Source organism: Mesorhizobium sp. M4B.F.Ca.ET.058.02.1.1 (assembly GCF_003952505.1).
In the GTDB taxonomy this organism is placed as follows: domain Bacteria; phylum Pseudomonadota; class Alphaproteobacteria; order Rhizobiales; family Rhizobiaceae; genus Mesorhizobium.
The window spans coordinates 4,070,105-4,097,103 of the sequence record NZ_CP034450.1 but is presented as its reverse complement, the minus strand read 5'-3'; the positions used below and the strand labels follow the sequence as shown (position 1 = coordinate 4,097,103).

Here is a 26,999-nt window from a genome sequence, read left to right as displayed (position 1 = left end):
CAGCACAGGCGCCTGCACTCAAACGAATACGATTGGGTTACCCTCTCGCTCGGCACACATGATCAGGGCATCGAGTCCGGCGACGAACTTCACTATCTCAGGGATGTCGACGGAACGAAGAGTATCGAGCTCCTCGCGGATCTGACCGAAAGCAGATGCCTCGATCACGTCTCCCGAATGGCTGCTGGAGTAGAGCACCCGAGTTTGCAGCACGGAGTCGGGGTCCGTCAGAATATCGGCGACGATCTCTCGAAGATGACCGATAGTGGCGATATTTCCAAAACGGTAGTGGAACGCTACAGCGGCTGCCCAGGGATCACGAAGCCGAAGCGACGCCAGGTCGGCCTCACCCGTTTCTTCATCGGCCAGCACCAGGTCGGCATGGTACTCGGCCCTTAAGGAAGCGAGCTGCCTGAACACGACGGCGTCGAGACCCATTGAAGCGCTCCGGCTACTTGCGCGCGGCGAGCCAGTCCATCTGCGGCACGGTTTACCGGCGAAACACTCTGAAGGCTTATCTTATTGATCCCGTTGGCAGTCGGGAAAAGATGGTGCCCAGAAGAGGACTCGAACCTCCACTCCTTGCGGAACACGGACCTGAACCGTGCGCGTCTACCAATTCCGCCATCTGGGCTGGTGCGGGCTCATGTAAGCGGGCGAGCGATGTGTGTCAACGCGCTTTTTTGCCGATATTGGTGCTGCCCCTCATCGCCCTGCCGGGCACTTCTCCCCGTATAGGGACGGGGGGAAGGGGCCGGCCGCATCGTCGACGCCTTTCTTGTAACGGTGACGATTGACGAAATCGGCGACGACCGCGCCCTCTCCCCGTCACTATACGGGGAGAGGATGAGACTCGCTCCCGTCGCCGTTGGAAGAAAGGTCAGCCTTCCAGCACTTCCTTCGACGCCACCGTCGAATCGGCGTTGAGCGTGTAGATCACCGGCACGCCGGTGCCGAGCTCGAGCTTGACGATCTCCTCGCCGCTCTTGCCGTCCAGCGCCATGATCAGCGCGCGCAGCGAATTGCCGTGCGCGGCCACCAGCACTGTTTCGCCGCGCAGCACATGCGGCTGCAGGTCGTGCAGATAATAGGGCCAGACGCGCGCGCCGGTGTCCTTGAGGCTTTCGCCGCCGGGCGGCGACACATCGTAGGAGCGGCGCCAGATATGCACCTGCTCCTCGCCCCATTTCTTGCGCGCGTCGTCCTTGTTGAGACCGGAGAGGTCGCCATAGTCGCGCTCGTTCAGCGCCTGGTCGCGGATGGTCTCCAACTCGCTCTGGCCGACGGCGTCGAGGATGTGCTGGCAGGTCTTCTGCGCCCGGATCAGCGCCGAGGTGAAGGCGATGTCGAATTTCAGACCGCGCGCCTTGAGCTTCTGGCCGGCGGCCTTGGCCTCGGCATGGCCCTGCTCGGTGAGGTCGACGTCGCGCCAGCCGGTGAACAGGTTCTTCAGGTTCCATTCGCTCTGGCCGTGGCGCACGAGCACGAGGGTTCTCGACATGTTTGCTCCTTCGAAGGACAAAATATTGCAGAGGCCGCTTCAGCTCAGGCCGAGCACGTCCCGCATTGAGTAGAGACCAGGCTTCCTCGCCCGGGCCCAGAGTGCTGCTTTTACGGCGCCGCGCGCGAAGATCGCCCGGTCCTCGGCATGGTGGGATAACGTGATGCGCTCGCCCGTGCCGGCCAGGATCACGCTGTGATCGCCGACCACCGAGCCGCCGCGCAGCGCGGCGAAGCCGATCGTGCCCGGCTTGCGCACGCCGGTATGGCCGTCGCGCACGCGCACATCGTTGCCGGTGAGCGGGATGTCGCGGCCGGCCGCCGCCGCTTCACCGAGCAGAAGCGCCGTTCCCGACGGCGCGTCGACTTTGTGGCGGTGGTGCATTTCCAGGATCTCGATGTCGAAATCGTCGGCGTCGAGCGCCCGCGCCGCCTGCTCAACCAGCACCGCCAGCAGATTGACGCCGAGGCTCATATTGCCCGACTTGACGATCGTCGCATGTCGCGCCGCCGCCGCGATTTTCGCATTGTCGTCCGCCGAGCAGCCGGTGGTGCCGATGACATGGACGATGCGCGCCTGCGCCGCGTAGCCGGCGAATTCGACGGTCGCGGCGGGCGCGGTGAAATCGAGCACGCCGTCGGCCTTGGCGAAGGCCGGCAACGGATCGTCCGATATCGGCACGTTGATGATACCGATGCCGGCAAGCTCGCCGGCATCCTTGCCGAGATAGGGCGAGCCTGGCCGCTCGACCGCGCCGGCGACGCGCGCCCCCGGCATCGTGTGAATGGCGCGGATCAGCGTCTGGCCCATGCGGCCTGCCGCGCCCACCACCACCAGGCCCATATCCCCCGTTTCGCTCATGCCTGTCTCCCCACCACCTTCTTCGCGCGGCTGCGCTGGACTGGAGTTTGGATTGGCTTGGCGTCGTCGACAAGCCCCAGCCCTTTCTTGCCCTGCACCCGGTGGAAGCGGGCATAGACGCTGTGCGGGTCGGCCATCAGCGAGGCATGCGTGCCTTCCTCGACCAGCCGGCCCTCCTCCAGCACGATGATGTGGTCGGCATTGACCACCGTCGACAGCCGGTGCGCGATGACGATCGTCGTGCACCCTTCCATGACATGGGTCAGCGCCTCCTGGACGCGCGCCTCCGCCTCATTGTCGAGCGCCGAGGTCGCCTCGTCGAGCAGCAGGATCGGCGCCTGGCGCACGATGGCGCGGGCGATCGAGACGCGCTGGCGCTGGCCGCCCGACAGCGTCACGCCGTTCTCGCCGACTGGCGTGTCGTAGCCTTGCGGCTGCTGGCGGATGAAGTCATCCGCCGCCGCCTGCTTTGCCGCCCATTCGATCTCGGCGTCGCTGGCTGAAAGCCGTCCATAGCGGATGTTGTCGCGGATCGTGCCCTCGAACAGGTAGGGCGCCTGCGAGACATAGGCGATCGATTGGCGCAGCGACTGCTTGGTCACCTTCGAAATGTCCTGGCCATCGACCTCGATGCTGCCGGCCTCGACATCGTAGAAGCGCTGCAGCAGCGCCACCAGCGTCGATTTGCCGGCGCCGGATGCGCCGACGATGGCCGTCACCTTGCCGGCGGCGGCGGTAAAGCTCAATTCCTTAAGCACCGGCGCGTCGGCGGCATAGCGGAACGAGACATTGTGGAAACGCACCTCGCCGCTGGTGATCCTCACTTCGACCGCGCCCGGCGCGTCGCCCTGCTGTGGCTGCTGGTCGAGCAGCTCGTAGATCATGCGCGCGTTGACCAGCGACCGCTCCATGCCAACCTGCATGCGCGCCAGGCGGCGAGCCGGATCATAGGCCAGGATCAGCGCCGTGATGAAGGAAAAGACCGCGCCCGGTGGCTGTCCGAGCACCAGCGCCCGGTAGCCGGAATAGGCGATGACGCCGGTGACGGCGAGGCCGGCCAACATGTCGGAAATCGGCGTCAGCCGCTCCGAGACGCGGGCGATCTTGTTGCCCCGCTGCTCGGCACTCTCGGCGAGCTTGCCGATGCGGCGCGCCAGTTCCCCCTCCATGGTGAACGCCTTGGCGATGGCTATGCCTTGCGTCGCCTCCTGCATGGCGCCGATCAGCCGCGAGTTGATCTGCACGGATTCGCGCGCGATGCGGCGCACGCGGCGCATCAGATAGACGACGGTGTAGATCAGCGGCGGTCCGATCAGCAGCGACGAGAGCGATAGCAGCGGATCCTGGTAGATCATGACGGCGATGAGGCCGACCAGCGTCACCCCGTCGCGCGCGATCGAGGTCAGCGTCATCGACAGCAGGTCGCGGATGCCGTTGATATTCTCGTTGACCTGCGCAGCGAGCTGGCCCGAACGCGTGTCGTTGAAGAAACCGACGCCAAGCTTCATCAGATGGTCGAAGACGCGCTTCTGGTAGCGCGCCACCAGATTGTTGCCGATCCGGGCCAGCGTCACCGCCTGGCCATAGGTGGCGAGCCCGCGCAGCATGAAGGAGCCCATGATCCCGGCGCAGATCAGCACGATCAGATCGCCGCGCCGCTCATAGAAGATCTGGTTGACGACCGGGCTCATCACCCAGGCGGTGAAGGCCGTCGTTGCCGATACTGTCAGCAGGCAGAGAGTGGCGAAGATATAGGCCGAGCGGTATTCACGGCCGTTTTCGGCAATGATGCGGCGCAGCACCGCCCAGGTCTCGCCGGGCCGGGCCGTCGCTTGGTGTTGAAGCTGGTTCAAATCGAGGGTCGTTCCGTGGTTCCGTCTGGAAATTCGGCACCCCTCTTAGCGTTCCCGTCGCGGCTTGCCTATGGCGAAACTTCGTCGCGGCGCGATTCGCGATCCGACAACCAGGGCGCGAAGCGCTACAGCCGCCAGCGCCGCCCCGCCGTCTGCACGCCGAACAGCGAGGGGTTCCTGGCATAGGCAGCGAGGCCGAGCAGCGCCGCCAGCGGGTGGGTGATGACATAGACGGGCATCGCCCGCATCAGCGCGCTGTGTGGCGCCTTGTCTTCGAAGGCCGAGCGGAAATTGCCCGCTTTCAGCGCCGGCACGATCTTCTGCGCGATGCCGCCGGTGAGGAAGACGCCGCCGCGGCTCATGAACACCAGCGCGAGGTCGCCGGCGGTGCGGCCGAGGCAGGTGACGAACATCGACAGCGCTTCCTCCGCCACCGGGTCGGACTTCGCCAGCGCCGCGCCGGTGATCTCGGCCGGCGCCCTGAAGGGCGCCGGCTTGCCGTCGGCCTTGGCCACCGCGCGGTAGACATTGACCAGGCCACGCCCGCACAGGATCTGTTCGCCGGAAACGCGACCCTCGAGCCGCTCTATATGCTGGAAAACCTGGAAATCGCGCGGCGAGCGCGGGCCGATATCCATGTGCCCGCCTTCGCCCGGCACCGGTATCCAGTGGTTGAGCGCATAGATCAGCCCGGCGACGCCGAGCCCGGTGCCGGGCCCGAGCACGACGCGGCTGGCGTTCGGCTCCGGCGCGCCGCCGCCGATCTTCTCCATATGCTCCTCGCCGAGCGCGACGACGGCCAGCGCCTGCGCCTCGAAGTCGTTGAGCACGACGACCTCGCTCAAGCCCAGATTGGCGAACATCTGCTTCGGTTTCACCACCCAGGGGCAATTGGTGAGTGGGATCTCGTCGCCGTCGACCGGCCCGGCGATCGCCAGCACGGCCGAATTCGGCCGCACCGAAGAGCGGTCGAGCACCGCCGCCTGGATCGCCTCGTCGATGGTGTTGAAGCTGGCCGTCTGGACGATCTGCGGCTCGGTTGGCTCCGAATTGGCGTCGAGCACGATCGAGAAGCGCGCATTGGTGCCGCCGATGTCGCCGATCAGGACCGGAAACCGCAGCGTTGTCTCGTCTTCACCTGCCATGCTGTTGTTCGTCCCCGTTCCGGCAGTCTGCCGTTTGTCTCTTCGTTGAACTAGCGCATGGGCTTGCAAAGGGAAAGCCGCTTCGCGTCAGCTTGAATTTCGTCCTTTTCAGCGTTGGCGCTGCCCCTCACCTGCCTGCCGGCACCTCTCCCCGCATAGTGACGGGGAGAGGGACGCTGTCATTCGCGATTTCGCCAATCATCAGCGTTGCGGAAAGGAGTGCCAGCGCTGCGGCCAGTGTCCAGCCGATAGATGGGTAACAGTTTGAACCGGATACATAGGTAACAGTTCTCCCCCTATTTGTCCGCTGCAGCGCCAAGCGGATTGGTTAGCGCGGCGCTGCAGCGGACAAGCGTCATACGCCTTGTGTCGATGATGCCGAGCTGGTGTGCATGGAAGGAAAGAGCCCATTGACCATCCTCGGTTTGGGCGGCCGCGACAGCTTCACCAACCAGTGCCTGCGAGACATAGACGAAGCCGCCGTTCCACCTGATCTCGCCATTGTGGCGTACATGACGGACCGCGGCCTCGGCCGGATAATCAGGCTCGGGCGGCATCGTCGGCATGGCGCGCCGGGAGGATCTGTAATGCTGGGCTGGAGTGTCCATGCCTAGCGCCTCATGGGGACGTTCTTCATTGTAGCTGCGCCGGAAGGCCTCGAAGGCGTGGCCCTGGGCCGCCCTGTCGGCCTCCGGTGCCTCGGCCAGCGGCAACAGGGTCAGATGAAAGCGCTCGTGGCGCCCGTTCTGCTGGGGTTTGCCGGGCGCGATCCGCTCCAGGGCGATGCCGAGTTTGATGAAGCGCACCGCAAGCGGTGTCAGCCCGGTGACACCGGCCGACGCGAAGGGCGGGCCATTGTCGCTTCGGAACCGGTCCGGCAGGCCATGCTCCTCAAACAGCCGCTCGAATACCGGCCAGGCCTCGGCATCCGCCGTCGAGCCGGTCGCTTCGAGCGCCAGCAAGTAGCGGCTCGACGCATCCATCACCGTCAACGGTTCGCAACGCCACCCGTCACGGGTCCGGAACCAGCCCTTGTGATCGCCGGTCCACACCGCGTTCGGCCCTTGCGGCTCCGGCCAAGGTCCATTGCCGCAGGCCCGCAGCCGGGTCCGCTTGCGGGCGCTGACAAGCCCATGCCGTGCAAGGATAGCGCCTGCCGTCGAGGCCGACGGCCAGATCAAGTCGGGAGCCGCGCGCTTGAGCCGCGCCACGATCTTCTTGGGCCCCCACAGCGGATGCGTCTCCTTCGCCGCCACGATCCGCTCGACAAGATCAAGGGCTGTCGCACGGCCATGATTGAGCGGCGCTCGCGGCCGATCGTGCAAACCTTCCGGGCCAAACTCCCGGTAGCGACCCAGCCATTTATAGCCGATCTTGCGCGAAATTCCGTAGGCCGCACAAAGCTCGCTCATCGTCTCTTCGCCAGAAAGGCAATCCACTACAAAACGAAGCCGCTCGTCCATGATGCCAGTCTCTCGCCAAACCATCGCCGGGTCCTCCGGCGAGGGAGAAAACTGTCACCTATGCAATCGGTCCATTCTGTTACCTATCTATCCGGTTCGGACACCAGCCCCTTCGGGGAGAAGTGCCCGGCAGGGCGATGAGGGGCGGCGCCTGCTTCGACAATTAGCCCGGAATGCCTGGCGTCAGTTTTCCGGCCTTGGCCGTGGCAGTGGAATGCCGATTTTCGGGGTCGGCGCAAAAGCGCTTGCCGAGGCCGGCATGGCAGCCGCGCCAACCGGCACCGTCGAAGCCGCCACCGGCTGCTGCGGCTCGGCAGGCTGCTCGGCGGCCGCGATCGGCACGCCGTCGCCAGCGATCGGCACGCCGTCGCCGTGATAGGTTACGGCTTCCGCCGAAGGCGGATTCGGCGCGTCGAGCACCGCCCGGCATTCCTTCGGCAGGTTGGCCATCGTCATGATATCGCGCGCCTTCGGCGCGTCCGGATTCTTGTTGGGGCGCCACGGCTCCGCGGTGAACCACCATGCCAGCGGCTTGCCGCAGCCGTCATCGGCCGGCGTTGCTTCCTGCGCCTTGCAGCCGCGCGAGCCCGGCTGGCAGCCGATGCGCATGTGAAAATGATAGTCGTGGCCCCAGAACGGCCGGATCTTGCGCAGCCAGGAACGGTCGCCCTTCACCGTGTCGCACAGCTTCTTCTTGATGCCTGGATTGACCAGAATGCGCTCGACCTCAGGGTAGCTCGCCGCGCGCTTCAACAGTTGCGTGTGTCGCGTCGTCCACAGCGCGTCCTTCACCAGATGGGTCTTCTCGTCGACCATCAGGGTGGCGCTCATCGATTCGCGCTGCGCCATCGACAGCGGCCGGCTGGGCATCGGCGTCAGCCAGATGTCGGCGTCGAGGCCGATCTGGTGCGAGGCGTGGCCGGTCAGCATCGGTCCGCCGCGCGGCTGCGAGATGTCGCCGATCAGAAGGCCGGGCCAGCCGTCGGCATGCGCGTCGCGGGCCAGCTTCTCGATCAGCGCGATCATCGCCGGATGGCCCCAGCGGCGATTGCGCGAGGGGCGCATCACTTCCCAGCTCGGTCCGTCCATGGGGATGGCGACGCCGCCGGCGAAGCAGCCCTTGGAATAGAAGCCGAAGGATTGCGCCGCCGCCACGGCCGGCAGCTTCTTGGCGCCGAACAGGTCTTTTGCGCGCGGCTCGGCCGTCAGCGCGCCCGCCGCCAGCCCGGCCAGCGCAAGGATGGCCAGCGCCGCCGTCAGGAATGGCCGTCTGACGGGCAATGATCGCATCGAGGTCACCATGAAGCCGCATCCCTCTCCTGTCGCGCCGCCCGAGCCTCGAGAGCGGCGATGGCGCGAATCATATCACGCCCGGCGCCGCGCTTTAATCAGGAACGCTTCATCGGGCTGCGCGGCTCGCCCTCGCGCCAGCTGCCGTCGGCCCACATATGGTCGAGGGCCTCGCGGTAGTTTGGCAAGGCAAAGTGATAGCCCGCCGCCTTGATCGCGGCGTTGGAGACGCGCTTGTTCTCGCCATAGAAGGAGCGCGCCATCGGCGAAAGCTCGGCGGTCTCGAAGGCAATTTCCGGTGGCGGATCGACGCCCATCAACCCAGCGGCATAGGCGACGACATCCTGCGGCGGCGCCGGCTCGTCGTCGGTGACGTTGAAGATGCCGCCGAGATTCTTCCCGGCCAGATGCCAGAGCGCGCCGGCGATGTCATCGCAATGGATGCGGTTGAACACCTGGCCGGGCTTGACCAGCCGCCGCGCGGTGCCATCAGCCAGATTGACCAGCGCGTTGCGGCCCGGACCGTAGATGCCGGACAGGCGCAGGATCGCCACTGGCCGGCCGGTCTCCTCGCCGAGCCGCAGCCAGGCCTGCTCGGCCGCCACCCGCATCACCGAGCGTTTCGACACCGGCCGGCATTCGGCCCGCTCGTCCACCCAGCCGCCGCCATGGTCGCCATAGACGCCGACGGTGGAGAGATAGGCGATCCATTGCAGCGCCGGCATGGCTGCGATCGCCTCCCGCGCGGCGCCGAGCACCGGATCGCCGGCCTCTTCCGGCGCCACCGAGACGATGAGGTGGGTGGTCGTCTTCAGGGCCTCGCCGATCTCAGCCGTCAGCGCGCCGTCGAAGCGCATCGGCGCGATGCCGACCTGGCTGAGCGCCGCGAACTTCTCCAGCGAGCGCGTCGTGCCGTAAATCGTTGCCGCATCCCGGTTGGCGCGGGCGAATGCCTTGCCGGAATAGCCGGCGCCAAAGACGAGGAACTGCTTTTCACTCATGCATGCACCTTTGCTGGCAGCGCCGACAGCCATTCGTCGCGCACTGTCATGTCATCTTCGGTTGCCAGGGCGGTGGCGGCCAGCTGGGCGAAGTCGATAGCAGGCAGAAGCCTGGACAATGCCCAGACGGCAGCGCCCCTCACCAGTGGCGAGGCATCGTCGAGCAGGCCGCGCACCACGCCCGCCAGCGCGGCGCCGCCCGAATTGCCGGCGGCGATCAATACGTTGCGGATGAACCGGTCGCGGCCGATGCGCTTGATCGGCGAGCCCGAGAAGAAGCTGCGGAAAGCTGCGTCGTCGAGCGCCAGCAGCTCCGCCAGCGGCGGCTCGCGCAGGTCGTCGCGCGCGGCAAGCTTGGCCTCCGAGGCGGCTTGGGCGAACTTGTTCCACGGACAGGCGGCCAAACAATCGTCGCAGCCATAGATGCGGTTGCCGATCTTGTCGCGGAATTCGCGCGGGATCGGCCCCTTGTTCTCGATGGTGAGATAGGAGATGCAGCGCCGCGCATCGAGCCGGTAGGGCGCCGGGAAGGCGTCGGTCGGGCAGGCGTCGAGGCAGGCGCGGCAGGAGCCGCAATGGTCCTCTTCCGCTGTGTCGGGCGCGAGCTCGGCGGTGGTGAAGATTGTGCCGAGGAACAACCAGGAGCCGTGTTCGCGGCTGACCAGGTTGGTGTGCTTGCCCTGCCAGCCCAGCCCGGCGGCTTCGGCCAGCGGCTTTTCCATCACCGGGGCGGTGTCGACGAAGACCTTCACGTCGCCGCCGGCGCGGGCGACGATCTTGCCTGCGATCTCCTTCAGCCTGCCCTTCATCACCTCGTGATAGTCACGGTTTTGCGCATAGACCGAGATCGCGCCGCGGTCGTGCTTTGCGAGAATGCCGCGCGGATCGCGGTCCGGGCCGTAATTCATCGCCAGCACGATGATCGAGCGAACCTCTGGCCACAGCGTGGATGGTTCGGCGCGGCGCTCGATCGTCTCGGCGATCCAGCCCATCGAGCCATGAAAACCGTCGGCGACGAATTCGGCGAGTCTGGCCGGCGCCAGCGGGATGGCGTCCGGCCGGGTGACGGCGACGGCGTCGAAACCGGCGCGCCTCGCCTCGCGGTCGATCAGCGCGCGCAGGCTTTGCGTCCTAGAAATCGAGGTCCGCATAATGCGACACCGGCGACAGGCCGCGCACCCGGTCCGACAGAAGCGGCCGGAACGAGGGCCGTGATTTAACCCTTGTATACCATTCGCGCGCCGCGCTGTGCTCGCGCCAGTCGATCTCGCCCAGATAGTCGAGCACCGAAAGGGCCGCCGCCGCCGCGAGGTCGGCATAGGTGACCCTGTTGCCGGCCAGCCAGTGGCGGGTGCCGGCCAGCCAGTTGGTGTATTTCATGTGCTGGCGGATGTTGGCGCGCGCGGCGCGGATCGCCGCCGAATCGGGCGAGCCGCCTCCCGCCGTCTCCGGCATCACCGGCTTCAGCACGCGCTCGCGCACCAGATGCCTGGTCACCTCGCTCTCGGCCTTGTTCAGGTACCAGTCGGTCAGCCGGCGGATCTCGGCGCGCTCCATCGGGTCCTCGGCGAACAGCCGCTTGTCGCGCTTGAGCACCCCGCGCGTCTCGTCGAGATATTCGGCGATCACCATGGCGCCGACGATCGGCACGTCGCCTTCGGCGAGCAGGATCGGCAGCGTGCCGGCCGGGTTCAGCGCCAAAAACTCCTTGCGCCGCGTCCACGGCTTTTCCTCGATCAGCGCCAGCTCCTCGCCATATTCGCCGAAGGCGAGGCGCACGAACCGGCAGGTGGCGAACATCGGGTGGTGGAAGAGCGTCAGCATGGTCCCGCGATAATAAGGCGCACTGGCGAATCGCCGGCCGCGCCGGTAAGTCTTGGCCGCCCGCAAAGCGGACCGTCAGGGTGCTGCGACCTATAGGGGGACTTCCGCGCCATGACAAGCAAGCCCTTCCCCAAGCCACAATTCCGAGGTTGCCATGGATAGCCAGACCATCGTCGAAGCGCTGCTGCTCGGCCTGCTGGAGGGCCTGACCGAGTTCATTCCGGTGTCCTCGACCGGCCATATCCTGCTCGCCGGCCATTTCCTCGGCTTCCATTCGACCGGCAAGGCCTTCGAGATCCTGATCCAGCTAGGCGCCATCCTCGCCATCCTCAGCGTCTATTTCAAACGCCTGTGGCAGATGCTCACCGAACTGCCCTATGACCGGCTGACGCGGCATTTCGCCCTCGGCATCCTCATCGCCTTCCTGCCGGCGGCCATCATCGGCGCCTTGGCGCACGACTTCATCAAGACGATCCTGTTCGAATCGCCGCGGCTGATCTGCATCATGCTGATCATCGGCGGCGTGGTCCTGCTCGTGGTCGACCGCTTGGCCCTGAAGCCGGTCTATCGCGACGTCGAACGTTTCCCGACCCGGCTCTATCTGCAGATCGGCCTGTTCCAGTGCCTGTCGCTGATCCCCGGCACCTCGCGCTCCGGCTCGACCATCGTCGGCGCGCTGCTGCTCGGCGTCGACAAGCGCGCGGCGGCTGAATTCTCCTTCTTCCTCGCCATCCCGACCATGGTCGGCGCCTTCGCCTTCGACCTGTTCAAGAACCGTAACGTACTGACCTCGGCCGACCTGCCGATCATCACCATCGGCTTCGTCGCCGCCTTCGTCACCGCGCTGTTCGTCGTCCGCTTCCTGCTCGATTACGTCTCGCGCAACGGCTATTCGCTGTTCGGCTGGTGGCGGCTTGTGGTCGGCGGGCTCGGGCTGGTGGCGCTGATGATCTGGGGGTGAGGCCCTCAATTCCGCCCATAAAACGCGTTCTCGACATGCACCGGCCAGCGCCAGGGCAGCACCGCCACCATGTCGAAACGCACCGAGAGCCTGCCATAGTCGGATTGGCGCGACAGCCATAAGTCGGCGGCGCCCTCGATGCGGCGCTCCGAACCGTGGGCGATCGCCTCCATCGCTTCCATCAGCGAACGCCGCGCCTTGACCTCGACGAACAGCACCAGGTCGCCGCGCCTGGCGATCAGGTCGATCTCGCCGAGCCGCGTGCGGTGGCGGCGCGCCAGGATCCGGTAGCCTTTCAGCATCAGCGCCAGCGCCGCCAGCCATTCGCCGCGATGGCCGCGCCGATAGGCTTTCAGGCGGCCGGCGGCCGGACGCTTAGCCACCGCTGTCTCCTCCCGAGACGCCCCTGAGTTCGAGCAGCCGCCGGTAGAGCGCCTGCTTCTGGCCGCCGGTCATCTTTGCCGCTTCCGCCGCCGCCTTGGAGGCCGGCATCTCGGCGGCGAGCGACAACAGCAGACGGTCGATGTCCGCCGGCTGGTCCTCCTGCGCTTCGGCGGGGCCGACGCAGACCACAATCTCGCCCTTCGGAGTGTCGGCCGCCGCGTAATGGCCGGCAAGCGCGTCGAGCGTGCCCGTGCGCATCTCCTCGAAGGTCTTGGTCAGCTCGCGGCCGATCGCCGCCTTACGTCCGCCGCCCAGCGCCTCGACCATCGCCGCAAGCGTCTCGGCCAGCCGCCTGGGCGATTCGAAGAAGATCAGCGTCGCCGGCACACTTTTCAGCGCCTCCAGCCGTGTCAGCCGCTGGCCGGTCTTCACCGGCAAAAAACCGGCGAACAGGAAGGCGTCCGAAGGCAGGCCGGAGGCGGTCAGCGCCGCCAGCGCCGCCGACGGACCGGGAATGGGCACGACGCGGATGCCATGGTCGAGCGCCTCGCCGACCAGCCGGTAGCCGGGATCCGAAATCAGCGGCGTGCCGGCGTCCGAGATCAGCGCCACGCTCTGCCCGGCTTCGAGCGCCGCGATCAGCTTGGGCCCGGCCTCGCCGGCATTGTGCTCGTGATAGGCGGTGGCGCGGCGGCGGATGCCGTAGCGCTCGAGCAGCACGCGCGAGACGCGCGTGTCCTCGCAGGCGACGATGTCGGCGGCGGCCAGCGTCTCCAGCGCGCGCAGCGTGATGTCGGCGAGATTGCCGATCGGCGTCGCCACCAGATAGAGCGCCGGCCCCAGCGGCCGCGCCGGTATCTCGATCTGCCCGATCACATAGCTGCGTTTGTCGCTGGTCACCCTAGGCCCTCCATCCAGCCTGTTTGGCACGGCTGATGTCCGGTTGCAAAACGTGACGAGGACGTAATGTGGCCGCCATGCCTTTGCCATACTGCGGAACGAAACCGTGACCGGCGAATTCTATCCGTGAGTCTCGTTTGTCTGTGAGTCTCGGGAGGCACAGGATGGATAGCCTGAAGATTCAGGACGTTTTCGAGCCCTACTATGCGGGCCGCAAGCGTTTCGCCATGCGAAGGGACAAGAGCCTGCCGGCCAGCGCCGATGGCGTCGCCGGTAAAACCGAAGCCAGGAAGCGGCGTTTGCGCCGCCGGCCGAAGACCAGACTCAAGGCCGAAACCGACAGCACGACGGAGCACTGACCGGACGATGCCCAATCGCTTCGATATCTTCATCAGCCGTCTCGAAACCAAAACCGCCCGCGAAGGCGTGCCGCTATCCCCGATAAGCGACCAGCACCGCCCCCGCCGCGATAAGGAAAACGCCAAGCCAGTTCGCTCCGGAGAGGCGCTCGCCGAGAAGGACCGCGCCAAACACCGCCACAAGCACGACGCTTAGTGCGGTGCGACGGGCGCGGACGGCTCTCGAACGCGGGGGGGACGGCGGTATCCCTTAGAGATACCGCGACACTTTCGCTTCCAGAAGCTGCACCAGCTCCGGATCCATGAATTCATAGTCGTCCGGGATGTCGAGGCAGATTAACCGCGCCTTCTTCAGGCTCGACCGGAATTTCTTCTGCAGCTTGGCGCGGTGCGCCTTTTCCATCACGAAGATGATGTCGGCCCAGGCGACGAGCTCATGCGTCAGCGGATTGTCGGCGTCGTGATTGGTGCCGGCGGATTCGACCTCGATATCCCTGCGTTTGGAAAACACCTGCTCGGCCGTCGGGCTGCGCAAGCGGTTCTGGCTGCAGACGAAGAGGACGTTCTTCAAGGGTTGTTACTCAAGCATGATCTTGTCCGAAAACCGGTATCCACTTTCGGGCTTAGCGCGCCAGGTCCGCCACCACGGCATCCAGCACGATCATCCCGGCCGTCGTCGCCCGCAGCCGCGAATTGCCGACCGGCGCGACAAGCCCTTCTTCCTGCAGCACCGCCAGTCGCGCGCTTGACAGGCCGCGTCCGGAAAACGCCTCGTAGCGCGACAGGTCGATGCCTTCGGCCAGCCTCAGCCCCATTAGCAGGAACTCGTCGGCCTCTTCCGAGCGCGTCAAAATCTCGCCGCCGGTGACGCCATGGCCCCTGGCCTCGACCAGATTGGCCCAGGTCTCCGGCATCCTCTCGGCGATCGTCACCGTGCGGCGCCCGTTCTCAACGAATCGGCCATGCGCGCCGGGGCCGACGCCGACATATTCGCCGTAGCGCCAGTAGGTCAGATTGTGCCGGCTTTCCGCGCCAGGCCTGGCATGGTTGGAAATCTCGTAGGCCGGCAGCCCATGCGCGGCGGTCACCTCCTGCGTCAGCGCGTAGAGATCGGCGGCATGGTCGTTGTCGGGAATGGTGAACTTCTTCGCCGCGTGCAGCGCGTGGAACGGCGTGCCTTCCTCGATCGTCAGCTGGTAGAGCGAAAGATGGTCGGCGGCATGGCCGATCGCCTGCTCGAGCTCGGCCTGCCAGCCCTCCGGCGTCTGGCCCGGCCGGGCATAGATCAGGTCGAAGGAGAGGCGCGGAAAGATCTCGCGGGCGAGACCGATGGCGTGCAGCGCCTCCTCGACATTGTGCAGCCGGCCGAGGAAACGCAGATCCTTGTCGTTCAGCGCCTGCACGCCGAGCGACACCCGGTTGACGCCCGCCGTTCGGTAGCCGCGGAAGCGTTCGGCCTCCACCGAGGAGGGATTGGCCTCCAGCGTCACCTCGATGCCGCTGGGCACCGTCCAGTTCCTTGCCACGGCGTCCAGCACGGTGGCCACCGTTTCCGGCTTCATTAGCGACGGTGTGCCGCCGCCGAGGAAGATGCTGGTCACCTCGCGCGGCCCGGTGCGGGCGCGCATCGTCGCCAGTTCCGCCTCGAACGCGCGCGCAAAGCGTTCCTGGTCGACCGGCTGGTGGCGGACATGGCTGTTGAAGTCGCAATAGGGGCATTTGGCCGCGCAGAACGGCCAATGGATGTAGACGCCGAAGCCGGGGCCGCGGTCGAGCAGCATCTCAGGCCGAGCCCAGCCGCGCTTTGGCGAATTTCTGGAAGGCGCGGGCGCGGTGCGACAGCGCCGTCGGCTGGCCGGGCTTCCAGCCGTGCTTTTGCTCGGCGCTCATCTCGCCGAAGGTCTTTTCGAAACCATTGGGCAGGAACACCGGATCGTAGCCGAAGCCGAGCGTGCCGCGCGGCGGCCACACCAGCGTGCCTTCGGCCTCGCCGCGATAATATTCGGCCTCGCCGTCGGGAAACGCCAGGCAGATGACAGCGACGAAGCGGCCCGCGCGCTGCGCGGCTTCAGCCGCGCCGACTTCCTGCAGCGCCACCTCGGTGCGCTGCATGGCCATGCCGAAGTCGCGGCTGCCGTCGGGCGTCTCGGCCCAGTTGGCGGTGTAGACGCCGGGCGCGCCGTCTAGCGCGTCGACGCAGAGGCCGGAATCGTCGGACAGCGCCGGCAGGCCGGTGGCCTTGGCCGCGGCATATGCCTTGATGTAGGCGTTCTCCTCGAACGTCGTGCCGGTCTCGTCCGGCTCGGGCAGGCCGTACTCCTTGGCCGATTTCGCCTCGAAGCCGAATGGCGCCATCAGGTCGGCGAACTCGCGCAGCTTGCCTTCATTGTGGCTGGCAACGACGATCTTGTGTCCGTTCAAAGAATGCATCACAGGCCCCAGATCCTTGGCTCGGCGAATTCGATCGAATTGCCCGAAGGGTCGCGAAAATAGATCGAGCGCCCGCCTTGCGGCCATTCGAAGTCGCTTTCGATGGCGACATCTTTCGCCGCGAGGTGCTGGCGCCAACCGGCAATCTCCTCCGCGCTCGCGGCAAAGCAAAGATGGCCCTCGCCCACTGTGCCATGCGGCGGCACCTTCAGCCTGGCATCGGGTGCCGGCGGGATCTTGGTCGCCTCGGCGTTGAACAGCAGCAGCACGCCCGTCCCGCAGCGGAAGAAGACGTGGCGGCCTTCGACCCTGCCGATCAGGTCGAGGCCGAGCACGTCGGCATAGAATTGCTCGGCAGCGTGTAGGTCGGTGACGTAGAGCGCTGATTCCAAAATTGCCGAGGGTGTCACGAGGCACCCCCCTCTGGCCTGCCGGCCATCTCCCCCTCAAGGGGGAGATTGGCAGTTCTCGTGCCGCTGCACCCCTTGCACCGCCGATAATTGGCGAAGGCCGGCCGTATATCCAATCTCCCCCCTTGAGGGGGAGATGGCCGGCAGGCCAGAGGGGGGTGCCCAGGCTCGGCATTCGAAACCTACGCCACCGCCATCTGCTGCAGGCTGACCAAGCGCGAAATGCCTTTCTTGGCGAGGCCCATCAGCGACGCGAACTGCTCCTCCGAGAACGGCTCGCCTTCCGCCGTGCCCTGGATCTCGACGATACCGCCCTTGCCGGTCATGACGAAATTGGCGTCGGTGCCGGCCGAGGAATCCTCGAGATAGTCGAGGTCGAGGACCGGCTGGCCGTCATGGATGCCGCAGGAGATCGCCGCGACATGGTCCTTCAGCACCTTGGCGACGCTGGCCATCTGCCGCGCCTCCATCCAGCGCAGGCAGTCATGGAGCGCCACCCAGCCGCCGGTGATCGAGGCGGTACGGGTGCCGCCATCGGCCTGGATCACGTCGCAGTCGACAGTGATCTGCTGCTCGCCCAACGCCTGCAGGTCGACCACGGCGCGCAAGGAACGGCCGATCAGCCGCTGGATTTCCAGCGTGCGGCCGCCCTGCTTGCCGGTTGAAGCCTCGCGCCGCATGCGCTCGCCGGTCGAACGCGGCAGCATGCCGTACTCGGCCGTCACCCAGCCCTTGCCGGAATTGCGCATCCAGGCCGGCACTTTTTCCTCCAGGCTTGCCGTGCACAGAACATGCGTGTCGCCGAACTTCACGAGGCACGAACCCTCGGCGTGCTTGGAGACGCCGCGCTCGAAGGAGATGGCGCGCATTTCGTCGGCTTGGCGTTTGGAGGGGCGCATCGAGGCCTCTTTCTTCTTTCTTTTGGTTTTCAAGGATTCGTTGGCGGCTTGTAGACGCATGCGGCGCATGGCGCAAAGGAAAATGGACCGGGTTGCGCGGGCACGGCCTAAGTCTATATTTGAGCAGGAGGTTTTGGCTCGAATGACCAAGGCAGTCGATCCGGCATCGCAGTCGCCCGCGCTCCAGTCGCTTGATATGCGCTCGCGCGATATCTTCCGGCGCATCGTCGAATCCTATCTCAGGGATGGCGAGCCGGTCGGCTCGCGCAGCCTGTCGCGCATCCTGCCCTCTTCGCTGTCGCCGGCCACCATCCGCAACGTGATGAGCGATCTCGAGCATCTCGGCCTGATCTATGCCCCGCATATCTCGGCCGGCCGTTTGCCGACGCAGACCGGCCTGCGCTTCTTCGTCGACGCCTTTATGGAGCTTGGCGACCTCTCCGACGAGGAGCGCCGCATCATCGAAGCGCAGGTGCGCGCCTCCGGCTCGGGCGCCACGCTGGAGCATATGCTGACCGAGGCCAGCCAGATGCTGTCGGGCATGTCGCGCGGCGCCGGCCTGGTGCTCGCCGCCAAAAACGAGGTGGCGCTGAAGCACATCGAGTTCATCCAGCTGGAACCCACCAAGGCGCTGGCCGTGCTGGTGTCGCAGAACGGCGACGTCGAGAACCGCGTCGTCGACCTGCCCGCCGGCACCACCGTGTCGCAGCTGCACGAGGCCTCCAACTTCCTCAACGCCCATATCCGGGGCCGCACACTGGCCGAGGCGCGCGTCGAGATCGCCCGCATCAAGGACGAGACCAGGGCCGCCCTCGACACGCTGTCGCAGGACCTGGTCGAAAAGGGCCTGGCGGTCTGGGCTGGCGCCGAAAGCGGCCTGCCGGCACGGCTCATCGTGCGCGGCCGCGCCAACCTGCTCGAAAACGTCACCGCCCAGGCCGACATCGAATTGCTGCGCCATCTGTTCGAGGATCTGGAGACGCAGGACGGGCTGCTGCAACTGCTCGACCTCGCCGAGGAAGGGCCCGGCGTGCGCATCTTCATCGGCTCGGAAAACAAGCTGTTTTCGCTGTCCGGCTCGTCGCTGGTCGTGGCGCCCTATCGCGACAAGGACGCCCGTGTCGTCGGCGCACTCGGCGTCATCGGTCCGACGCGGCTTAACTATGCCCGCATCGTGCCGATGGTCGACTATACGGCGCAGCTCATTTCGCGCATGCTGCGTTAGGTGTGAGGCCGGCCTGCAAATGGCGATCTCCCGCGCTTCCGGTGCTCACGTACTTCAAGTACGCTCCGCTCCGGTTCTCGGAGACCACCATTTTCGACCCGGCCTGACCGGATCTCAGTACACCTAGGCAGTGGAGGAGAAGAAAAATGGCGCTGGAATCGCTCAAGGCCCAGATCAGCCTGCTGCTCGAGGAAATGGTCAACCAGCCCGAGGACCAGCACGAGATACGGGAGCAGCTGCGCGAGAAGTTGCAGGAATTGCGCGCCATGGGCCTGCCGCTGCCGGCCGATCTGGTCGCGTTGGAAAGGCGCCTGGACGATGATTTCTATGCGGAAGGCAGCTGAGCACCCACTACCACCCTTAAGTTCACCTGTGCCCCCTTCGTTGCGGAACGCCGGTCTGATTTTTCCGTTTGTCCCGTACCTGGCCTTGACTGCCCATGGCCAAACCAACCCTGGAGGACGGTATGATCCGGTTTGCCAGTCTTGCGGGAGCTGCCATGCTCGTCGCCACCGCAGCGCTTGCGGACCAGCCGGTGCTGACCGGCAGCAAGGCTTTCGGCGACTGGAAGGCCGACCGTCCGGGAGTGCGCCGGCTGATCAAGCCGCAGGACCTGCCGGCGCCCTACCGCACCCGCTCGTCATCGAACGGCCCGGGCGTTGGCGATCGTCCCGAAGGGGTCAAGCCGCTTCTACCGCCCGGCTTCTCCATCGAACTCGTTGCTTCCGGCATCGACAATCCACGCGTCGTACGCGTGGCACCCAATGGCGACCTGTTTGTCGCCGACAGCAAGGCCAACCAGATCCGCGTCTATCGCCTCGCCGAGGGCGGCGCGAGGCCGGCGCAGCAAGCCATTTTCGCCGAAGGGTTGACCCGGCCCTATGGCATCGCCTTCTACCCGTCGGGCGACAGGCCGCAATGGGTCTATGTCGCCAACAGCAACAGCGTCGTGCGCTTCGCCTACCGCGAAGGTGACCTGAAGGCGCAGGGCAAGCCGGAAACCATCGTCCCGGACATCCCCTCCAGCCATCACTGGACGCGCGACATCATCTTTTCGCCTGATGGCAAGACGCTCTACCTATCGGTCGGATCGGGCTCCAACGTCGCCGAGGACATCGGCGCCGAGCCGGAAGGCGGGCTCGCGCAATGGGCGGCGTCGGCACCGCTCGGCGCGAGCTGGGGACCGGAGGAAGGGCGCGCCGACGTTCTGGCCTTCGATCCGGACGGCAGGAACCGGCGCAGCTTCGCCACCGGCCTGCGCAACTGCTCCGGCATGACGGTGCAGCCTCAGACAGGCGCGCTCTGGTGCGTCGTCAACGAGCGCGACGGGCTCGGCGACAACGTGCCATTCGAATATGCGACGACGGTCAGGCAAGGCGGCTTCTATGGCTGGCCCTGGTATTACATCGGCGCCAACGAGGACCCGCGCCACAAGGGCGCGCGCCCCGACCTTGCTGGCAAGGTCACTGTTCCCGACGTGCTGATGCAGGCGCATTCGGCGCCGCTCAGCATCGCCTTCTATGACAAAAAGAGCTTCCCGGCCGAGTATCAGGGCGATGCCTTCGTCGCCCTGCACGGCTCCTGGAACCGCGGCGTGCGCACCGGCTACAAGGTGGTGCGGCTGAAATTTGAGGATGGCAAGCCGACCGGCGCGTATGAGGATTTCGCCACCGGCTTCGTCATCTCCGACGACGATGTCTGGGGCCGGCCGGTCGGCGTCACTGTCGCGAAGGACGGCGCGCTGATCCTCACCGAGGACGGCAACGGCACCATCTGGCGCGTCACCTATGGCGACGGCCGGTCCTGATTGAGCCGGCCTGGGAATCCTGTTGGGGCCGCCTCGGGTTGACCCGGCGAGATCTGGTGCAATCGAATCCAGTCCTCAGGAAATTCAATTCCATTCGGATGTATGCGACAAGGCGCACTCATCTGGACCGAAAGCCATGACGCTCACCGGATTTGTCGCTTGCAGCGCCGCCCTCGGCATCGCCGCTGCCATTCCGGGCCCCGGCGTCACCGCGCTTGTGGCGCGGGCGCTGGGTTCCGGCTTCCGTTCGTCGCTGGCGATGTCGTTTGGCCTGATCCTCGGCGATCTCACCTATCTCACCGCCGTCATGCTCGGTCTTGCCTTCGTCGCGCAGACTTTCGGCATGGTTTTTCTCGCCATCAAATGGGCCGGCGTCGCCTATCTCGCTTTCCTCGGCTGGCGCTTCTGGACCAGCGGCATCACGCCGGAGACTGTCGAGGCGCGAAAGGGCAAGGGCGGGCTCGTCGCCTCCTTCCTTGCCGGCCTCACGGTGACGCTCGGCAATCCGAAGACGATGATCTTCTACCTCGCCATCACGCCGACCATCGTCGACCTGAAGACGATCACGCTGGCCGACTATGGCATCCTCGTCGCGCTCACCGTCATTGTCCTCTTGGTCGTGCTGGTGCCCTATCTGGCGCTCGCTGCGAAGGCGCGCTGGTTTCTGAAGTCGCCGCGCGCGCTGAAGGCGCTGAACCGCACGGCCGCCGGCTTCATGGTCGGCGCGGCGGCGGCGATCGCGGCCAGGCAATAGAGCACCCGTCTCATCGCGCTTCCGTTTCGGCCAAACCATTCCGGAAACAAGCCGATCCGGAAAATGCTATTCCGGGGCGGCAGCGTTTTCAGCACGCGCCCCACTCGGATATTTTCGACCGGCAGCCTATCTTGCGCGGCTGAAAGCCCTATTCTGTCGCTGATGCAATTGCCTGTCCTGGGAGCGAAACAATGAACAAGCCCGTCACCTCCGCGCGCGTGCCCGGCCGCGGCCGCGTCTTCAATTCGATCACCGAGACGATCGGCGACACCCCCCTGGTGCGGCTCGACAAGTTCGCGAAGGAAAAGGGCGTCGTCGCCAATCTCCTGGCCAAGCTCGAATTCTTCAACCCGATCGCCTCGGTCAAGGACCGTATCGGCGTTGCCATGATCGAGGCGCTGGAAGCCTCTGGCAGGATCGCCCCCGGCAGGACGACGCTGATCGAGCCGACCTCCGGCAACACCGGCATTGCGCTCGCCTTCGCCGCCGCCGCCAAGGGCTACAAGCTGATCCTGACCATGCCGGAGACGATGTCGGTCGAGCGGCGCAAGATGCTGGCGCTGCTCGGCGCCGAACTGGTGCTGACCGAAGGTCCCAAGGGCATGAAGGGCGCCATCGCCAAGGCCGACGAGCTTGCCGCCACCTTGCCCGACGCCATCATCCCGCAGCAGTTCGAGAATCCGGCCAACCCCGAGATCCACCGCCGCACCACGGCCGAGGAGATCTGGAACGACACCCAGGGCGAGGTCGACATCTTCGTCGCCGGCATCGGCACCGGCGGCACCATCACCGGCGTCGGCCAGGTGCTGAAGAAGCGCAAGCCCTCGCTGCATGTCGTCGCCGTCGAGCCGGAGGCTTCGCCGGTGCTGTCCGGCGGCCAGCCCGGCCCGCACAAGATCCAGGGCATCGGCGCCGGCTTCGCGCCGAAGATCCTCGACACCACGATCTATGACGAGATTGTCAGGGTCTCCAACGAGGATTCCGTCGCCAATGCGCGGCTTGTCGCCCGCCTCGAAGGCGTGCCGGTCGGCATCTCGTCGGGCGCCGCGCTGCAGGCGGCGATCGTCGTCGGCTCGCGGCCAGAGAACAAGGGCAAGACCCTGGTCGTCGTCATCCCGTCCTTCGCCGAACGCTACCTGTCGACCATCCTGTTCGACGGGCTGGGGGCGTAAGCCTCCTCAATGAACGGTCGCGGGACGCTGGACCGCTGAAAAAACCCGTGTGGCGTCCGCGCCGCGCTTGAGCGCGGCACCGCTTCCGGTGCAAACCTCAACCGGCCCCGCGCGGGCGGTTGGGAGGGATTGATGTACAGACTTTACACACGCCCCGGCAGCGGCGGCTTCGTCGTCGAGGCGGCGCTTGCCCTGGCCGGCGCGCCGTTTGACCAGATCGACGTGCCGAAGAAGGACCCGCCCGACCAGGCCTTCCTCGACATCAGCCCGTTGAACCAGGTGCCGGTGCTGACCTTGCCGGACGGCCGATCGATCACCGAATCGGCGGCGATCTGCATTCTGCTCGCCGAGCGCCATCCGGAAGCCGGGCTGGCGCCGGCGGCGGGTTCGCCGGCCCGCGCCGACTTCCTGCGCTGGATGGCCTTCATGTCGTCGGTCCTCTACCCGGCGGGGCTGCGCTACTATTATGCCCATCGCTACACCGTGACGCCGGACGGCGTGGAGGCGGTGAAACAGGCCGCGCTGAACGAGACGGAGCGCGGCTTTGCCATCCTCGACAAGGCCCTCGCCGGCCGCGACTGGCTGGTGGGCGAGCAGCTATCGCTGGCCGACATCTACCTGATCATGCTGGTGGCCTGGCATCCCGAGATCGGCAAGGTCGCCGCTGCCTGGCCCGATATCGAGCGCCTGTGGGCCAGGCTGCGCGATCATGAGCTGATCCACAAACTGAATGCCGCCCACGCGATGTGGTGAGCGGCCTCTTACGAGGTTGCCGGGAAAAGGCCATCATAGCAGGCCGGAACCTTGTCCTGGAGAGAGCCCATCGAGCAGAAAGCCGAGGCCTTTCCGGAAAGCACCATCCCAAATGGAAGAGATGGGAGTTGGCTGGCGGCGCTCTAATCGCGCCGCGGCCTAGTTGCTGCCCGCTGTGAGCTTCGCCCGCTTTTCCTGCAGGAAGCGGCGCACGGCCGGGTCCCGTTCGAGGCCGATCGCGCGGTCGTAAGCCTCGGCCGCCAATCCGGTCGTGCCGAGCCTCGCCAGCAGGCCGGCGCGGGCAGCCCAATAGGGCTGATAGTCAACCAGCCGCTTGTCGTCACCCAGCACGTAAAGCGCTGCCAACCCGGCCGCAGCGCCCTCATCCTCGGCGATCGCCACGGCGCGGTTGATCGCCACAACAGGCGAGCCGGCGACGGCCAGCAGCGCGTCGTAAAGCTGGCGGATCGCTGCCCAGTCGGTGCGGCCGCCGCGCCGCCGCGCCGTGTGGGCCGATTGCACGGCCGCCTCCAGCTGGTAGCGGCCGATGATCCCCTTGGCGGCGGCACGTTCGAGCAGGTCTTCCGCCTCGTCGATCAGCGTGTCGTCCCAGAGCGCGGTGTCCTGCTCGGCAAGCGGCACAAAGTCACCTTCCGGGCTGCGTCGCGCTGCCCGCCGCGCTTCGGCAAACAGCATCAGTGCCAGAAGCCCTACCGCCTCCGGCTCGTCCGGCATCAGCGAGGCCGCCAGCCGGCCGAGCCAGATGCCCTCGGTGGCGAGGTTGCGGCGCCGCGTCTCGGTGCCGGCAGGATCGGTCCAGCCTTCGGCGAAGGCGGCGTAGATCGCCTCCAGCACCGCGTCCAGCCGCTCGCCGAGCTCGGCCCGCTCCGGCACCCGGAACGGAATGCCGATCTCGCGGATCCGGGTCTTGGCGCGCACCAGGCGCTGGCCCATCGTCGCCGGCGAGACCAGGAAGGCCGAAGCGATGGTCGCCGCGTCGAAGCCAAGGATGGTCTGCAGGATCAGCGGCGCGCGCACGCTGGCCTCGATCGCCGGATGGGCGCAGGCAAACATCAGCCGCAACCGTTCGTCCGGCAGCTCTTCGTCGGTCATGCGGGCCTCCACCTCCTCGGCGATCAGCTTGAGATGATCGCGCGCCGCCTCGCCGGTTTGCCGCCGCCGCACCGCATCGACGCCCCGTCGGCGCGCCACCGCGAGCAGCCAGGCGTCCGGCTTTTCGGGCACGCCGGTCTGCGGCCAGCGCTCGAGCGCCGCCGCGAAGGCATCCGCCAGCGCGTCCTCGGCGCCGGCGACATCGCGCGTGCGCGCCGCGAGAAAGGCGACCAGCTTGCCGTAGCTTTGCCGGGCGGCCGCTTCCGCCGCCGCCCGCGCGATCTCCGGTCGATTGTCCATCACTGGGTCAATTCGCGGACGGATAGTCGCTCATTTCCCAGATCGGTCGCACCTCGATCGTGCCGGCGCTGGCGCCCGGGCAGCGCGCCGCCCAGGCGATGGCCGCGTCGGCGTCCTCGGCCTCGATCATGTAGAAGCCGGCGAGCTGCTCCTTGGTGTCGGCATAGGGGCCGTCGAGCACATTGGTCTTGCCGTCGGCCGTGCGCACCGCCGTTGCGGATTGCGTCGGCCGCAGCCGGTCGCCGGCGAGCCAGGCGCCGGATTTCTTCAACGCCTCGGTATAGGCGCCATAGGCGGCGCTGATCTCGTAGGTCTTCTCGCTCGGCGCGGTCGCCATCGCGGCTTCGTTCGCGTAGATCAAAAGCATGTATCGCATGGTCTTCTCCCGTTTTCTCGAAGGCCGCGTCATCGCCGGCCTGACCAATGTCGCCTGGGCCAGGCGGATTTCGACAGGTGCTACGAAAATCTTTCGACCCGCGCGGCGCCTTGCGCAAGCCGGCGGCGATGATCCGTGAATTTGCGAGGATTGTCGGGAGGCCGAATCTCGCCGCCGGCCAGGCTCCGACCAGCCGTGGCGGGATTCTAGCCGATCAGCCGCTCCCGCAGTTCCGGCGACGGGATCTCGCAGCTGCCCGTCCTGCCGAACAGGGCGTAGCGATTCTTGGCGATGCGGTCGTAGAACCAGTCGCGCAGCGGCCGCGGCAGGGCGAGCAAAACCTTCGCCGTGCGCCATGGCCAGCCAAGCTCGGCCATCACGGCGATGAAGCCGTCCAGTTGGGTGAAGGCCTTTCCGTCGATCAGGGTCAGGCTGGTATCGTAGCTGTCGGTCGCCAGTCCGTGCTTGCGAAACAGCGCTTCGCCGAACGGCGACTGCGCCGTGGCGAAACGAAAGCGCTTCCCGCGGTCGAACCGCACCACCGTCCGCACGAAACCCGAGCAGAACACGCAGACGCCGTCGAAGACGATCAGCGGCTGGGTTGCATCGTAAGCTTGCGGCGGAGGAAGGGGACGCTTCGGTTCGGGCAGGTCAATCATGTCGGCCCCGGCTGCTGGTGTCGTCAGACACTAAGCCAGCCGGCGGCGGCGTCAAAGCGGTGGCGTTGTCGCACGCCGCCGACCGGCCAGCGCGGGGCGCTCGGCGCGATAGGTGGTTGCGCGATGGCTGTCGGCCGGTTTGCAGATCCGGCTGTCATGACGGCTCTCCAGCGTCATGATCAGTGCGCGCTGATGCCGAGCGAGTTGCCGCGGCGGGCGCAGGCCGGGCCTGGGCCGCGCATGTAATAACGCTCAGGCCGATAGGTCGGCGCGACGAATTCACGGATGGCGGCGGCGTAGCCGGCAATGTGGTTCCAGAACTTCATTTCCCTGTCCCTGTCCCGATTTCGGATGTCCCGTCCGAATTGCGGGCATCATAGCGTCGAGGCGTGAATAGTCGGTGAACGTGATGTTAATTTCTGGTCCGAAATGCCCCGCTTCGTGGCCGGAATGCGGCTGATTCGGGGTCTTTCCGAGCCATTTGTCGGCATCTCGCCCAATGTGACTTTTGCATCACATATGTTTCGCCCCGATGTCGGTTGAGCGCGGTTCTGTTTCAATCGCGGGCGCCTCGACGAAATTTCCGTGCGCCGCCCGGGAAAGTCAGGACCCAGCCTGGAGGCGGCCTCCCGGAACCGGAGCGGGTTCTGCCCGTTCTCGGTTCAACCACCCTGCTCACGGAGTTCGTCATGGCGCCGCGCCCGGCCTGGAAAGGCTATCTCAAGCTGTCGCTGGTCACTTGCGCCATCGAGCTGACCAACGTCGTCACCCACGCCGAAAAGGTCTCCTTCCGCATCCTCAACCGCAAGACCGGAAACACCGTGAAGCGCATCTATGTAGATGCCGAGACCGGCAAGCCGCTGGAGGAAGGCGACGAGATAAAGGGCTATGAGGTCGAGGACGGCGAGTTCATCCATATCGAGGAAGACGAGATCGAGGCCGTCCAGATCGAGTCCTCGCATACGATGAGCCTCGACGGCTTCGTCGACAAATCCTCGATCCGGCAGATCTACCTCGACACGCCCTATTATGTCTCGCCGGCGGACAAGGTGTCGGAGGAGGCCTTTGCCGTCATCCGCGACGCCATGGCGGGCAAGAAGATGGCCGGCCTCGCCCGCATCGTGCTCTACCAGCGGGAACGCCCGGTGGTGATCGAGCCGCTCGGCAAGGGCATGGTGCTGACCACGCTGCGTTACGACAACACAGTGCGTCAGCCCGACAGCGTCTTTGGCGATATCAAGCCGGTCAAGACCGACGATGAGATGATAGACCTTGCCGAACACATCATCGACCGGAAGGGGGCAAAATTCGATCCGTCGAAGTTCGACGACCGCTACGAGGATGCCCTGCTCGAGCTGATCCGCGCCAAGAAGGCCGGCAGGAAGGCGCCAAAGGCCAAGGCGCCGCCGAAGCCTTCCAATGTCGTCAACCTCTTCGATGCGCTGAAGAAGAGCCTGAACGCGGAAGGCGCGGGCAAGGCCGCGTCGAAGGCGAAGGCAAAGCCAAAGGCCGGACGGGGCAAGGCCTCCGCTCCGCGGCGCAAATCGGCATAGGAGGCC

30 protein-coding genes, 1 tRNA gene and 1 pseudogene are annotated in these 26,999 nt (G+C 66.1%); 9 read left to right on the top strand and 23 right to left on the bottom strand.

The annotated features are described in order from the left end of the window. Positions 1–18: 18 nt before the first annotated feature. From EJ073_RS20110 to EJ073_RS20055, 11 genes are all read right to left on the bottom strand, one after another. Positions 19–438, bottom strand: a complete 420-nt coding sequence (locus EJ073_RS20110) for a hypothetical protein (protein WP_126057300.1) — start codon at positions 436–438, stop codon at positions 19–21. A 111-nt stretch (positions 439–549) separates the two neighbouring features. Beyond that, positions 550–634 (bottom strand) — tRNA-Leu (locus tag EJ073_RS20105). Between the two features lie 246 nt (positions 635–880). Continuing rightward, entirely contained in the window at positions 881–1,501 is a 621-nt protein-coding gene (locus EJ073_RS20095) for a 2,3-bisphosphoglycerate-dependent phosphoglycerate mutase (RefSeq protein WP_126057299.1), read from the bottom strand. Between the two features lie 39 nt (positions 1,502–1,540). Beyond that, positions 1,541–2,362 carry a 4-hydroxy-tetrahydrodipicolinate reductase gene (gene dapB, locus EJ073_RS20090; RefSeq protein WP_126057298.1) on the bottom strand — a complete coding sequence of 274 codons (822 nt, stop codon included), beginning with the start codon at positions 2,360–2,362 and terminating at the stop codon, positions 1,541–1,543. Further along, positions 2,359–4,215: an ABC transporter ATP-binding protein gene (locus tag EJ073_RS20085; RefSeq protein ID WP_126057297.1), complete on the bottom strand. Its 1,857-nt coding sequence runs from the start codon at positions 4,213–4,215 to the stop codon at positions 2,359–2,361. Before EJ073_RS20085 ends, dapB begins: the two co-directional genes overlap by 4 nt. Before the next feature lie 125 nt (positions 4,216–4,340). Continuing rightward, the gene (locus EJ073_RS20080; RefSeq protein WP_126057296.1) at positions 4,341–5,360 is read right to left on the bottom strand and encodes a glucokinase; all 1,020 of its coding nucleotides are present in this window, start codon (positions 5,358–5,360) and stop codon (positions 4,341–4,343) included. Positions 5,361–5,656: 296 nt separating this feature from the next. After that, positions 5,657–6,847 (bottom strand): integrase core domain-containing protein, encoded by a 1,191-nt coding sequence (locus EJ073_RS20075; protein ID WP_126056960.1) that lies wholly within the window; start codon positions 6,845–6,847, stop codon positions 5,657–5,659. A gap of 159 nt (positions 6,848–7,006) precedes the next feature. Next, the gene (gene mepA / locus EJ073_RS20070; protein WP_126057295.1) at positions 7,007–8,125 is read right to left on the bottom strand and encodes a penicillin-insensitive murein endopeptidase; all 1,119 of its coding nucleotides are present in this window, start codon (positions 8,123–8,125) and stop codon (positions 7,007–7,009) included. Positions 8,126–8,211: 86 nt separating this feature from the next. Beyond that, positions 8,212–9,114 (bottom strand): SDR family oxidoreductase, encoded by a 903-nt coding sequence (locus tag EJ073_RS20065; protein WP_126057294.1) that lies wholly within the window; start codon positions 9,112–9,114, stop codon positions 8,212–8,214. Further along, on the bottom strand, positions 9,111–10,265 hold the full coding sequence (gene queG / locus EJ073_RS20060) for a tRNA epoxyqueuosine(34) reductase QueG (protein WP_126057293.1): 1,155 nt from the start codon (positions 10,263–10,265) through the stop codon (positions 9,111–9,113). The genes EJ073_RS20065 and queG overlap by 4 nt, the downstream gene beginning before the upstream one ends. Beyond that, positions 10,246–10,938, bottom strand: coding sequence for a glutathione S-transferase family protein (locus EJ073_RS20055; protein WP_126057292.1), 693 nt, complete (start codon positions 10,936–10,938; stop codon positions 10,246–10,248). The genes queG and EJ073_RS20055 overlap by 20 nt, the downstream gene beginning before the upstream one ends. A gap of 154 nt (positions 10,939–11,092) precedes the next feature. On the opposite strand from EJ073_RS20055, the gene EJ073_RS20050 reads away from it, so the two are divergent. Further along, positions 11,093–11,899, top strand: a complete 807-nt coding sequence (locus EJ073_RS20050; protein WP_126057291.1) for an undecaprenyl-diphosphate phosphatase — start codon at positions 11,093–11,095, stop codon at positions 11,897–11,899. 5 nt (positions 11,900–11,904) lie between these two features. On the opposite strand, the gene EJ073_RS20045 is transcribed toward EJ073_RS20050, so the two are convergent. Together EJ073_RS20045 and rsmI are read right to left on the bottom strand one after the other, a co-directional pair. Next, positions 11,905–12,282: a YraN family protein gene (locus tag EJ073_RS20045; RefSeq protein WP_126057290.1), complete on the bottom strand. Its 378-nt coding sequence runs from the start codon at positions 12,280–12,282 to the stop codon at positions 11,905–11,907. After that, positions 12,275–13,183 (bottom strand): 16S rRNA (cytidine(1402)-2'-O)-methyltransferase, encoded by a 909-nt coding sequence (rsmI, locus tag EJ073_RS20040; RefSeq protein WP_189375665.1) that lies wholly within the window; start codon positions 13,181–13,183, stop codon positions 12,275–12,277. The genes EJ073_RS20045 and rsmI overlap by 8 nt, the downstream gene beginning before the upstream one ends. Positions 13,184–13,347: 164 nt before the next feature. Here rsmI and EJ073_RS20035 point away from each other — a divergent pair, with 164 nt between their 5' ends. Next, on the top strand, positions 13,348–13,542 hold the full coding sequence (locus EJ073_RS20035; protein WP_126057289.1) for a hypothetical protein: 195 nt from the start codon (positions 13,348–13,350) through the stop codon (positions 13,540–13,542). 73 nt (positions 13,543–13,615) lie between these two features. Here the strand turns inward: EJ073_RS20035 and EJ073_RS20030 are convergent. The 6 genes and pseudogenes from EJ073_RS20030 to rph form a co-directional block, all read right to left on the bottom strand. Next, a pseudogene (locus EJ073_RS20030) lies at positions 13,616–13,758 on the bottom strand (EamA family transporter); the annotation flags it as partial. A gap of 34 nt (positions 13,759–13,792) precedes the next feature. Then, complete coding sequence (locus EJ073_RS20025) at positions 13,793–14,113, bottom strand: low molecular weight protein tyrosine phosphatase family protein (protein WP_126057288.1); 321 nt, start codon at positions 14,111–14,113, stop codon at positions 13,793–13,795. 52 nt (positions 14,114–14,165) lie between these two features. Then, positions 14,166–15,323, bottom strand: a complete 1,158-nt coding sequence (gene hemW, locus EJ073_RS20020) for a radical SAM family heme chaperone HemW (RefSeq protein WP_126057287.1) — start codon at positions 15,321–15,323, stop codon at positions 14,166–14,168. 1 nt (position 15,324) lies between these two features. Beyond that, positions 15,325–15,972 carry an RdgB/HAM1 family non-canonical purine NTP pyrophosphatase gene (rdgB, locus tag EJ073_RS20015; protein WP_126057286.1) on the bottom strand — a complete coding sequence of 216 codons (648 nt, stop codon included), beginning with the start codon at positions 15,970–15,972 and terminating at the stop codon, positions 15,325–15,327. After that, complete coding sequence (locus EJ073_RS20010) at positions 15,972–16,382, bottom strand: VOC family protein (protein ID WP_126057285.1); 411 nt, start codon at positions 16,380–16,382, stop codon at positions 15,972–15,974. The genes rdgB and EJ073_RS20010 overlap by 1 nt, the downstream gene beginning before the upstream one ends. 182 nt (positions 16,383–16,564) lie before the next feature. Continuing rightward, a complete protein-coding gene (gene rph / locus EJ073_RS20000; protein ID WP_126057284.1) occupies positions 16,565–17,281 on the bottom strand; it encodes a ribonuclease PH in 717 nt (238 codons plus the stop codon). Positions 17,282–17,423: 142 nt separating this feature from the next. Between rph and hrcA the strand changes: the two genes are divergently transcribed. From hrcA to EJ073_RS19970, 6 genes are all read left to right on the top strand, one after another. Next, a complete protein-coding gene (gene hrcA / locus EJ073_RS19995) occupies positions 17,424–18,506 on the top strand; it encodes a heat-inducible transcriptional repressor HrcA (RefSeq protein ID WP_126057283.1) in 1,083 nt (360 codons plus the stop codon). Between the two features lie 146 nt (positions 18,507–18,652). Then, the gene (locus tag EJ073_RS19990; RefSeq protein ID WP_126057282.1) at positions 18,653–18,850 is read left to right on the top strand and encodes a hypothetical protein; all 198 of its coding nucleotides are present in this window, start codon (positions 18,653–18,655) and stop codon (positions 18,848–18,850) included. 122 nt (positions 18,851–18,972) lie between these two features. After that, complete coding sequence (locus tag EJ073_RS19985) at positions 18,973–20,313, top strand: sorbosone dehydrogenase family protein (RefSeq protein ID WP_126059286.1); 1,341 nt, start codon at positions 18,973–18,975, stop codon at positions 20,311–20,313. 136 nt (positions 20,314–20,449) lie between these two features. Further along, a complete protein-coding gene (locus EJ073_RS19980; RefSeq protein WP_126057281.1) occupies positions 20,450–21,067 on the top strand; it encodes a LysE family translocator in 618 nt (205 codons plus the stop codon). A gap of 191 nt (positions 21,068–21,258) precedes the next feature. Further along, positions 21,259–22,239 carry a cysteine synthase A gene (gene cysK / locus EJ073_RS19975; RefSeq protein ID WP_126057280.1) on the top strand — a complete coding sequence of 327 codons (981 nt, stop codon included), beginning with the start codon at positions 21,259–21,261 and terminating at the stop codon, positions 22,237–22,239. Positions 22,240–22,371: 132 nt separating this feature from the next. Beyond that, complete coding sequence (locus EJ073_RS19970; RefSeq protein ID WP_126057279.1) at positions 22,372–22,992, top strand: glutathione S-transferase family protein; 621 nt, start codon at positions 22,372–22,374, stop codon at positions 22,990–22,992. A 159-nt stretch (positions 22,993–23,151) separates the two neighbouring features. Here EJ073_RS19970 and EJ073_RS19965 read toward each other — a convergent pair whose 3' ends face one another. From EJ073_RS19965 to EJ073_RS19950, 4 genes are all read right to left on the bottom strand, one after another. Further along, positions 23,152–24,405 (bottom strand): RNA polymerase sigma factor, encoded by a 1,254-nt coding sequence (locus EJ073_RS19965; RefSeq protein ID WP_126057278.1) that lies wholly within the window; start codon positions 24,403–24,405, stop codon positions 23,152–23,154. Positions 24,406–24,412: 7 nt separating this feature from the next. Beyond that, positions 24,413–24,781: a YciI family protein gene (locus EJ073_RS19960; protein ID WP_126057277.1), complete on the bottom strand. Its 369-nt coding sequence runs from the start codon at positions 24,779–24,781 to the stop codon at positions 24,413–24,415. A 206-nt stretch (positions 24,782–24,987) separates the two neighbouring features. Further along, positions 24,988–25,440, bottom strand: a complete 453-nt coding sequence (locus EJ073_RS19955; protein ID WP_126057276.1) for a thiol-disulfide oxidoreductase DCC family protein — start codon at positions 25,438–25,440, stop codon at positions 24,988–24,990. Between the two features lie 179 nt (positions 25,441–25,619). Then, positions 25,620–25,766: a hypothetical protein gene (locus EJ073_RS19950; protein WP_126057275.1), complete on the bottom strand. Its 147-nt coding sequence runs from the start codon at positions 25,764–25,766 to the stop codon at positions 25,620–25,622. Positions 25,767–26,129: 363 nt separating this feature from the next. Here EJ073_RS19950 and EJ073_RS19945 point away from each other — a divergent pair, with 363 nt between their 5' ends. Next, positions 26,130–26,993, top strand: coding sequence for a Ku protein (locus EJ073_RS19945; RefSeq protein WP_126057274.1), 864 nt, complete (start codon positions 26,130–26,132; stop codon positions 26,991–26,993). Positions 26,994–26,999 lie beyond the last annotated feature (6 nt).